Source organism: Acidocella sp. KAb 2-4 (assembly GCF_020567705.1).
GTDB lineage: Bacteria > Pseudomonadota > Alphaproteobacteria > Acetobacterales > Acetobacteraceae > Acidocella.
The window spans coordinates 1-8,534 of the sequence record NZ_JAJDJU010000043.1; the positions used below are offsets into that span (position 1 = coordinate 1).

Here is an 8,534-nt window from a genome sequence, read left to right on the forward strand (position 1 = left end):
TTCATTCCTGATTGCAATATTATAAAATCAGCCAAAAATGGAATGGCATGTGGAAGAAAGATCCGTGCTTGGCAACATAGGCTTGGCGGTCATGGCCAGCGTCGATCAACGCGCCATGACCGCGTGCGAATATCTTGGGCCTATTGTCCACATCTGGAACAAGCCGCGCGCGCAGCACCACCGCCTTTGGTACTGATGACCCTGCCAGCAACAAGATTTCCACCCGCGGCCCGTGTGACCAGCCCCAGTTGCAGCCGCTTCAGAGTGTGGATTTCGCACCAATCGGCGACGGGCAACGGGTCGCGGGCGGAGATGAAGAATTCGATGCGCCTCTGGCGCAACTTGCCAAAAAGCTCATCACTAGCCGACCACACCAGCGTAATCGGCGTGAGGGATTCGAGCATTTTTCGCATGCGCGCACAGTGTAGCGCAGCGGCTGATGGGACCCGCAGGAAAAGCTCGGATCGGTGCCGCCCTATCCCAAGCCGCTTTACAGCCGGCTACTGAAAACACTGCGGTTCTGAGCATCGACGCGTCAGCAATGAGGCCAAGCGGCCCCAGACGCCACGCTAAGCAGCCGAAAATGCGGCTAATGTCCGTGAACGCTATTTCCCTCGGCCAGACGGGCGGTAAAGGCGCGACAATAGGCCGCGGCGGATTCCTCACGTACCCGCGCCAGCAGAGCCGCATGACGCCCCTGCCGCTCATCCAACGGCATGACCAGCGCGGTGCCGATAGCCTCGGCCACGGCATCGATGTCGAATGGATTGACCAGCAGCGCCTCCGGCAGTCCGGCGGCGGCACCAGCGAAACGCGAGAGCACCAGCACGCCCGGATCGGTCGGATTTTGTGCCGCGACATATTCCTTCGCGACCAGGTTCATGCCATCGCGTAGCGGGGTGACGAGGCCGATCCGGGCAGTGCGGTAGAATCCGGCGATTAGCGTGCGGCTGACGGGGCGGGCCATGTAACGCAGCGGCACCCAGTCGAAATCAGAATACGCGCCGTTGATCTCGCCGGTCTTGTAGTTCAACTCCTCGCGCAGCGCGCGGTAACGCTCCACCTCCTCGCGCGAGGGCGCGGCGACCTGCAGGAAGCTGATCTGGCGGCGATGCTCGGGATGTGTACTGAGAAAGCGGCTATACGCGTCAAACCTGGCCGGAAGCCCCTTGGTATAGTCCAGCCGGTCGACGCCGATCATCAGCGCGCGCCCGGCCAGGCTTTCGATCATGCGTTTGGTCGCCACATGGCGCGCAGCGCGGATGGCGAGGGCGCTGAACGCATCGGCATCGATGCCGATGGGGGTGACGACCGACACGGCATGGCGTCCATTATGGCTAATCAAGCCGTCCGCAGCGATGTGGCTGCCGGGAAGCGCGCGGAGGGAGGTCAGAAAATGCTCCCGGTCGCGCGCCGTTTGAAAGCCGATGACATCATGCGCCAGCATGTTGTCCAGCAATTCAGCGGCGGGCGGCAGAATTTCAAATAAAGCTGGCGCCGGGAACGGAATGTGCAGGAAGAAGCCAATCCTATTGGTGACACCCAACTCGCGCAGCGCGGCGGCAACGCCCAGCAACTGGTAGTCGTGAATCCAGATCATGTCGTCAGGCCGCAAGAGCGGCAGCAGCGCGGCGGCGAACGCCTGATTGACCTCGCGATAGATCACGTATTCCTCACGATCGAAGACCGTGAGGCTCGGCATCATATGGAAGAGCGGCCACAGCGTGCCGTTGGAAAACCCCAAATAGAAGGCGCGGTACTCGGCCTCGCCGAGATCGATGGTGGCATAGGTTAGGCCTTTGGCCTCGATACAGCGAGGGAGGGCCGTGGTTTTCTCGGCACGGCGGCCCGACCAGCCGAACCACAACGTGCCTGGCGTCAGCGCCTCGGCCACCCCGACCGCGAGCCCCCCGGCACGCGGGCCGCTGGTCTCATCCGGATCGGGCACCCGGTTGGATACGATTACGAGGCGCGCCATAATCCGTCCTCCCAACTGCGCGACAAGCGCATCGCGCACAGGATCAACCCGACCTGCGAATAGGTTTGCGGGAAATTCCCCCAGAGCCGGGCTGGCTCGCCATCTTGCACCGGCGCCAGATCCTCCGAGAGCAGGCCGACATGGTTGCGCGCGGCGAGCACGCGCTCGAACAGCGTCAGCGCTTCCTCCCGCCGCCCCGCCAGCGCCAGCGCGTTGACATACCAGAAGCTACATAACAGGAACGCCGTTTGCGGTTTGCCGAAATCGTCCGCCTCCTCATAGCGCATGACAAAGCCACCGTTCATCAGCCGGGCCTTGACCATATCCAGCGTCGCCATGAACTCCGCAGAATCCGCGGTGATGAAGCCAATATCAGGAAGAATCAGCACCGAGGCATCGCATACCTCCTCATCCAGAACACCCGAAAGCCAGCCTTCCGGCGTGACGATCCGCGCCATGATCTCGCCGCGCAGCTTGGCCGCGCGCACGGACCACATGGCCGCCTCCTCCTCGCGCCCCATGGCCGTGGCAATGAGCGCCAGCCGCGACAGAGCGGCCCAGCACATGGCCGCGGAAAAGCTATGCACGCGCGCCCGGCCACGAAACTCCCAGATACCCGCATCAGGCTCCAGCGCCACACGCGCCGCGATCTCTCCCAGCGGCCGCAGCCGCTCATACAGCACGGCATCTCCGCGCACGGTCAGGCGCTTGTCGACGAAGAGTTGCGCCAAGCTGAGAATGATGGCGCCGTAGGCGTCATTTTGCCGCTGCGAGGCCGCGCCGTTGCCGACGCGCACCGGGCCGTCGCCATTATAGCCGGGCAGGTCGGGGGCAATCCGTTCCTCCAGATCCATGCCGGGGGCCACCGGAAAAAGCGGCGGCAGCTCCGCCCCTTCCTGGCCGTGCACGATATCCAGCACAAAGCCGAGATAGGTCTCCATCGTCCGCGTGGCCGAGAGCCGGTTGAGCGCGGCAATCGTGAAAAAACTGTCACGTAGCCAGCAGAAGCGGTAATCCCATGTCCGCCCCGAGCCAGGCGCCTCGGGCACCGACGTGGTAAGCGCGGCGACGATGCCGCCGGTATCGTCGTAGGAACAAAGCTTTAGCGTGATGGCGCTGCGGATGACCGCTTCCTGCCAGTCGAAGGGGATGTTGAGGTCGGTGACCCAATTCTGCCAATAGGCCTCAGTTTCAGCGTAGAAGCGGGTGAACAGCGTGTCGGGCGCCTGCTCAAGCGGCTCGTCGGCGCCGAGCACCAGCGTGCCGGGCCGGGCAAGGGTGAAGCAACGCTCATGCACGATATGCGCGAGAGGGACATCGGTGGTAACGCGCAAAGTGAACTCGGGCCCCGAATAGCGCAGATGGTTGCTGCCCATGCCAGCCGCTGGATGCTGCGCGCCATAAGCGAAACCAGGATGCAGCGAAATCTTGACGCGCGGCATGCCGCTGAGCGGCTCGATCCGGCGAATCATCATCGGCGGCCGAAAGATGCGGCCATAATGCCGGAAGCGTGGGCAGAAATCGAGAATGCGCAGGGCATTGCCCGCCTCATCCTGCAGAATGGTCTCGACGATGGCGGTATTGGGCAGATAGCGCTGGCTGCTGGCACACTGCCGGTCGAGCGTAATGGCAAAGCTCCCCGCCTGCGGGTCCGTACCGAGTAGCCTGTGGAAAATCGGGTCGCCATCGAGCCGGGGCCAGCAGCACCATTGATGCGCGCCATCGCGGTCGATCAGCGAAGCGATACTGCCATTGCCGATTACGGCCAGGTCGAGATCAGGCATGATCGCCTCCGTCTTTGTTGAGCCCAGATTCGAGCCAGGAGAGCACGGCGGCTGGATCGCCATGGAAATCCCTGTGGACATGCAGACCACGCCCGCCCAAGGCGATGGCGCGGGCAATTGCGGGCTCGTCGGTCAGGTCGTCGCCGACAAATACCGGCATCCGCCCTGCAAACGGGGCTATGCCCATGAATGCTTCAAGTGCCTCAGCCTTGCCCGGGCCACGCACGCGGATCTCCAACGCCTCATGCGCGTGCTGCAAGGTCAGGCTGGGATGAGGCGCAATCAAAGCCTCCGCCAGCGCCGTCAGACTGGCGGCGTTGCCCGGTGCTGCGCGCCAGTGCAACACCAGCCCAAAGCGCTTTTCCTCGAGCAACGTTCCCGGCCGGGACGCCACGGCGTCACGCAGGCGGCCGAGCAGCCCGCGGAGAGCAGCGTCTTCATCCACCACCCCGCGCAACCGCCCGACGGCGTCACGCAAGATCGCCCCATGTTCCGCAGCGACCGCCAAGCCGGGGCCAAACATGCGGTCAATATCAGGCAGCGCGCGGCCTGAAACCAGGGCCAGCGCTCCGCCCTGACGCAGCGCCAGCCGCCGCAGCAGGCCAGGCAGATGCGGTGGCACGATCACGGCGTCCGGCGTTACGGCGAGGTCGAGCAGCGTGCCATCGATATCGAGAAAAATTGCGCAATCACGCGGCGGAGGGATCTGCGGTAATTGGTACAGCATCACCGCCATTATGACTTGGCTTTACCGAACGGCCAAGTTTTGCGTTCAACTTTTATTACCGATCATAAAGAATAAACTTCTTTCAAAAAAATTCTTTCAATCATCCACCCCGCGCTATCGGCAGAATTTGAGTGAATCTGGGCGCGCAATCCTATTAGAGTGGCACGATGCTGCGATCCGTGCGGGCTCCAGGTGATCTTTTCTCGTGCTGGGTACGAAAATTACAGCCTCTTAAAGATTGCTTTCAGGGACAACCTTCCCGGGCCGCGCGCGATGGGACACCGCGGACAGAAAACGTCAAAAAAACATTTTGCCCCACTTGTTATAGATCGATCGTTCTATTATGTATCGAAGCACCAACAGGAACCCCGTCATGCCCCGCCCGCGCGCCCTTAACGATGACGATCTGCTCGACCGCGCCCGTGATATTTTCTGGCGCCAGGGCTACGCCGCCACGTCTCTGCGCGACCTGACGGCGGCAACCGGCCTCAGCACCGCCGCGCTGTATAACCGGTTCGGCGATAAGGCGGGGCTGTTCCATGAGGTGCTGCGCCGCTACGCTGATACGGGGCTGAGCGCCGAGCGCCTGCCGCGCCTGGCCGCCATGCCCGATCCATGCGCCGCCATCACCGGATTTTTCGCTGAACTGCTCGCCCTCTCCGAAACAACGGACACGCCATCCGGTTGCCTCCTGATCAATACCGTTCTGGATGGTGGCGCCGAGGCGCCGGAAACCCGCTTACTGGTGCGTGAACGCCTGGGTGAAGTGGAGGCTTTTCTGCGCGCCCGGCTTGAGCAAGCGAAGTCTGCCGGCCTGTTGCCCGAAGGCGTGGAGCCGCCGATTGCCGTCGAGGGGCTGTTCGGCGCGGTGCTGGCGCTGCGCGTACTGGCCCGGTTGGACCCAGACCCGGTGCGTTTTCGCCGTCTGATCGCATCCGCCCTTGCCCCGATTGGGCTATCCCTACCCGCAGATTGATCATTTGAATGGAGACGTTGTCATGCCCTCCACTGCCCCGGCTCCCCTTGATGGTATCAAGGCGTGCGTGTTTGACGCCTATGGAACGTTGTTCGATTTCGCCTCGGCGGCGGCGCGCTGCCCGGATATCCCAGACACCGCCCGCGCCCCTTTGAGCGCGCTGTGGCGCGACAAGCAATTGCAATATACTTGGTTGCGCGCTTTGCAAGGCACGTACACCGATTTCCGGCAGGTCACCGCAGACGCACTCGATTTCGCCTTGGAAACATTGGATCTAACCTCCCCCTCGCGGCACTCGGCCCTGATGGCGCTGTATGATACGTTGAGTGCCTTCCCCGAAGTGCCCGCGCTGCTAAAAATCCTGCGCGCCGCTGGTCTGAAAACCGCCATCCTCTCCAACGGTACGCCAGCGATGCTGAACAGCGCCATCGCCAGTTCCGGGCTGACTGGGCTGTTCGATATTGTGTTGTCCGTAGACAGCTTGCGCACCTACAAAACCGACCGGCGCGTATATCAATACGCATTAGACAGCCTTGGCCTGCCTGCCGCCGCCATCAGCTTCCAATCGTCAAACGGCTGGGACGCGTATGCCGCAGCAGATTTTGGCATGCAGGTGGTTTGGTGCAATCGCTACGGCCAAAAAGCCGAGCGCCTGCCCGGCAGACCAACTCGTGAAATCACCTCCCTCGCCGCCTTGCCCGCCTGTCTGGGGCTGACGGCGTCTTAACCCTCCATAACACCAGGAGCCCTATCCATGACCGCTGAGGCCAAACTTGCTCTGCCTGCCCTCACCCTTGAATCCGCGCCCGCGCCAGCCCGGGCTGTGCTTGAAAGCGCCAAGGCGCAAGTGGGGTTCATTCCCAACATGTACGCCAATATGGTCCACTCCCCTGGCCTGCTACAAACCTACCTTGACGGATATGCCCGCTTCCGCACCGATTCCGGCTTTTCTTCGGTTGAGCAGGAGGTTGTATTTCTGGTGATCAGCCGTGCCAACGGATGTAACTACTGCACGGCCGCGCACAGCATGATCGCTGACAAAATGTCCAAGGTTCCGGCTGATGTTTTGGCATCCCTGCGCAGCGGCAGCGCCATCAATGACGCGAAATTGGCTGCGCTCGCCAATTTTACACAAGTCATGTTCGATACGCGCGGCTTGCCGAGCCAGCAAGACCTCGAAGCTTTCCACGCTGCCGGTTACACCGACCGCCATGCTCTGGAAATTATCCTGGCGATGGCTGTTAAAACATTAAGCAATTACGCCAATCATCTCTTTCATACCGAGGTCGATGAGGTGTTTGCCGGGTACCGCGTGAATTGAATGTGTTTGGAGAGGCGGCATCTTGCCGCCTTCCGTCCATGACATAGAAAATTTGTGGCTGCTATCCTCATGAAAATTATGCGGCCGCCACCAGGACAATTCGATTAAAAAAACGGGGCGCAGGACCCATTGATGAGTTGTCTGAGCATTGTTTGGTATGACCCTGGACATGGTGGAGGTTTGTTTACCATGTCCAAGTTGCTTTTGCGGATAGAGCGCCAGATGGCGCGCCTGTCGTCGTTCTTCCTCTCTCTCGCGGTGTTCCACGCCTAGATGACCGCCGCGTGATCGGCGGGATCATTTACGTGACTAAGGACGGCCTGCAATGGAAGAACGCCCCCAAAGCCTATAGCCCGCACAAGACCCTTTACAATCGCCGTGTCCGCTGGAGCCTGCTTAGCGCATTTGATCGGATCTTCACGGCTCTGGCTAGCGGCAGCACGATGCGCCTTAAGATGCCCGGCGCCAATGATAATCCAGTCTATTTTCACGCCCTCGCGCGCCATTGCCGTGAAGATCCGGTCGAACACGCCAAACAGGCTCATCGGCCGATACCCAGTTCGAGCGCACCCGAAAACTTGCCGTCGCCAACAGCATTCTGGAAAGCGACAACCCCGATCTGGCGGCTCAGATGCAGGGCCTGAAGGCGCAGCGTGCCCAAATCGAACAAGAAATCGTGTGGCTTGGGCAAGCCGCATCAGCTGGCAAGGCGGCTATCACAGAAGCGAAAATCGCCCGTTTTGCTGAAACCATGCGCGCAACCGTCGTCAACCCAGACCCGGCGTTCCGCAAGACCTATCTGCACCTGTTCGTCGATAAAATCATAGTAGGAGATGCTTCAATCGAACTCTCTGTACCTAGAGCCGCCCTCTCTCAAGCCGCCGCACTCAATGAGTTGCCGTCGGCTGGTACAATGGTGCCCAGTTTTGTTCGAGAATGGCGTCCCGTACGGGATTCGAACCCGTGTCGCCGCCGTGAAAGGGCGGTGTCCTGGGCCTCTAGACGAACGGGACAAGGCCGGTGCGCCCCCTTAAGCCACGCACTGAATTAATTCAAGCCCGGTCCCGGCGGATTTTTCGCGCGGCCATAGCGCCCCTCGCGGCAGGCGTCGGAACAATAGCGCACCGCCTCCCAATCCCGCGCCCATTTGCGCCGCCAAGCGAAGGGCCGCCCGCAGCCAGCACAAATTTTTCGCGGCAAATCCGCCTTGGCCACGGGCTTGCCGCCGCGCCTCATGGCGCGCTGCTCAGGCCCACCCGCACCGCGCCCGTTGCCGGGTCCAGCAGCAACACGCGGTCGCCCTTCGGCCCGCTCACCCACACCGCCACATCGGCTCCGGCGCTGGCGATTCCCGCCACATGCTCACCCGGCGCCAGCGCCCCGGCCACCGCGGGCGCCGCCGCCACCGGGGCCATCGCCGCGGGCGCGGGGGCGGCCAAGGGCGCGACGGGCATTGGCGGCGCGTTGAACCTGGCATAAAGCCGATGGATGACCGTGCCGACCACCACCGTGGTGCCGATGATGATCAGCACCCCCATGATCCCGACCAGCGCCTTTAACCCCCGCAAATCCTGTGGCTGACCCTGCATCCATCCCCCCCGACTTCATCCTCACCGCCAGCCCGGATGAGGCTGGCACTAGGCTCGACTCGTTCCTGGCTGTCCGCATCGGCACCATCTCGCGCTCCCGCGTCAAGGCCCTGATCCTGGACGGCCATGTCAGCCGCGCGGGCGCCATCACCCGCGACC

The 8,534-nt window shown here is 62.0% G+C and carries 10 protein-coding genes, 1 tRNA gene and 1 pseudogene; 4 read left to right on the forward strand and 8 right to left on the reverse strand.

Going from position 1 to position 8,534, the window contains the following annotated elements:
* Positions 1-140: 140 nt before the first annotated feature.
* The 4 genes from LI953_RS14765 to otsB form a co-directional block, all read right to left on the reverse strand.
* On the reverse strand, positions 141-404 hold the full coding sequence (locus LI953_RS14765) for a hypothetical protein (RefSeq protein WP_227076863.1): 264 nt from the start codon (positions 402-404) through the stop codon (positions 141-143).
* Positions 405-589: 185 nt separating this feature from the next.
* A complete protein-coding gene (locus tag LI953_RS14770) occupies positions 590-1,978 on the reverse strand; it encodes a trehalose-6-phosphate synthase (protein ID WP_227076864.1) in 1,389 nt (462 codons plus the stop codon).
* A complete protein-coding gene (locus LI953_RS14775; RefSeq protein WP_227076865.1) occupies positions 1,963-3,762 on the reverse strand; it encodes a glycoside hydrolase family 15 protein in 1,800 nt (599 codons plus the stop codon). The genes LI953_RS14770 and LI953_RS14775 overlap by 16 nt, the downstream gene beginning before the upstream one ends.
* The gene (otsB, locus tag LI953_RS14780) at positions 3,755-4,489 is read right to left on the reverse strand and encodes a trehalose-phosphatase (RefSeq protein ID WP_227076866.1); all 735 of its coding nucleotides are present in this window, start codon (positions 4,487-4,489) and stop codon (positions 3,755-3,757) included. Before otsB ends, LI953_RS14775 begins: the two co-directional genes overlap by 8 nt.
* 373 nt (positions 4,490-4,862) lie before the next feature.
* Between otsB and LI953_RS14785 the strand changes: the two genes are divergently transcribed.
* The 4 genes and pseudogenes from LI953_RS14785 to LI953_RS14800 form a co-directional block, all read left to right on the forward strand.
* Positions 4,863-5,465 (forward strand): TetR/AcrR family transcriptional regulator, encoded by a 603-nt coding sequence (locus LI953_RS14785; RefSeq protein WP_227076867.1) that lies wholly within the window; start codon positions 4,863-4,865, stop codon positions 5,463-5,465.
* A 22-nt stretch (positions 5,466-5,487) separates the two neighbouring features.
* Positions 5,488-6,192 (forward strand): haloacid dehalogenase type II, encoded by a 705-nt coding sequence (locus LI953_RS14790; RefSeq protein ID WP_227076868.1) that lies wholly within the window; start codon positions 5,488-5,490, stop codon positions 6,190-6,192.
* Between the two features lie 27 nt (positions 6,193-6,219).
* Positions 6,220-6,786: a carboxymuconolactone decarboxylase family protein gene (locus LI953_RS14795; RefSeq protein ID WP_227076869.1), complete on the forward strand. Its 567-nt coding sequence runs from the start codon at positions 6,220-6,222 to the stop codon at positions 6,784-6,786.
* Positions 6,787-6,975: 189 nt separating this feature from the next.
* Positions 6,976-7,217, forward strand: a pseudogene (locus LI953_RS14800) (transposase); the annotation flags it as partial.
* Positions 7,218-7,327: 110 nt separating this feature from the next.
* Here LI953_RS14800 and LI953_RS15515 read toward each other — a convergent pair.
* The 4 genes from LI953_RS15515 to LI953_RS14815 all read right to left on the reverse strand — a co-directional run bounded on the left by LI953_RS15515 (position 7,328) and on the right by LI953_RS14815 (position 8,324).
* On the reverse strand, positions 7,328-7,456 hold the full coding sequence (locus LI953_RS15515; protein ID WP_255643201.1) for a hypothetical protein: 129 nt from the start codon (positions 7,454-7,456) through the stop codon (positions 7,328-7,330).
* 267 nt (positions 7,457-7,723) lie between these two features.
* Positions 7,724-7,799 (reverse strand) — tRNA-Glu (locus LI953_RS14805).
* 34 nt (positions 7,800-7,833) lie between these two features.
* Positions 7,834-8,022, reverse strand: a complete 189-nt coding sequence (locus tag LI953_RS14810; RefSeq protein WP_227076870.1) for a DUF2256 domain-containing protein — start codon at positions 8,020-8,022, stop codon at positions 7,834-7,836.
* Positions 8,019-8,324: a hypothetical protein gene (locus LI953_RS14815; protein WP_227076871.1), complete on the reverse strand. Its 306-nt coding sequence runs from the start codon at positions 8,322-8,324 to the stop codon at positions 8,019-8,021. The genes LI953_RS14810 and LI953_RS14815 overlap by 4 nt, the downstream gene beginning before the upstream one ends.
* Positions 8,325-8,534: the final 210 nt, after the last annotated feature.

Excerpts from the sequence above, each read along its gene's own strand:
- LI953_RS14815 (WP_227076871.1), bottom strand. The coding sequence starts at position 8,324 with ATGGGGGTGCTGATCATCATCGGCACCACGGTGGTGGTCGGCACGGTC.
- LI953_RS14770 (WP_227076864.1), bottom strand. The coding sequence starts at position 1,978 with ATGGCGCGCCTCGTAATCGTATCCAACCGGGTGCCCGATCCGGATGAG.
- LI953_RS14765 (WP_227076863.1), bottom strand. The coding sequence starts at position 404 with ATGCTCGAATCCCTCACGCCGATTACGCTGGTGTGGTCGGCTAGTGAT.
- otsB (WP_227076866.1), bottom strand. The coding sequence starts at position 4,489 with ATGCTGTACCAATTACCGCAGATCCCTCCGCCGCGTGATTGCGCAATT.
- LI953_RS14785 (WP_227076867.1), top strand. The coding sequence starts at position 4,863 with ATGCCCCGCCCGCGCGCCCTTAACGATGACGATCTGCTCGACCGCGCC.
- LI953_RS14795 (WP_227076869.1), top strand. The coding sequence starts at position 6,220 with ATGACCGCTGAGGCCAAACTTGCTCTGCCTGCCCTCACCCTTGAATCC.
- LI953_RS14790 (WP_227076868.1), top strand. The coding sequence starts at position 5,488 with ATGCCCTCCACTGCCCCGGCTCCCCTTGATGGTATCAAGGCGTGCGTG.
- LI953_RS14775 (WP_227076865.1), bottom strand. The coding sequence starts at position 3,762 with ATGCCTGATCTCGACCTGGCCGTAATCGGCAATGGCAGTATCGCTTCG.
- LI953_RS14810 (WP_227076870.1), bottom strand. The coding sequence starts at position 8,022 with ATGAGGCGCGGCGGCAAGCCCGTGGCCAAGGCGGATTTGCCGCGAAAA.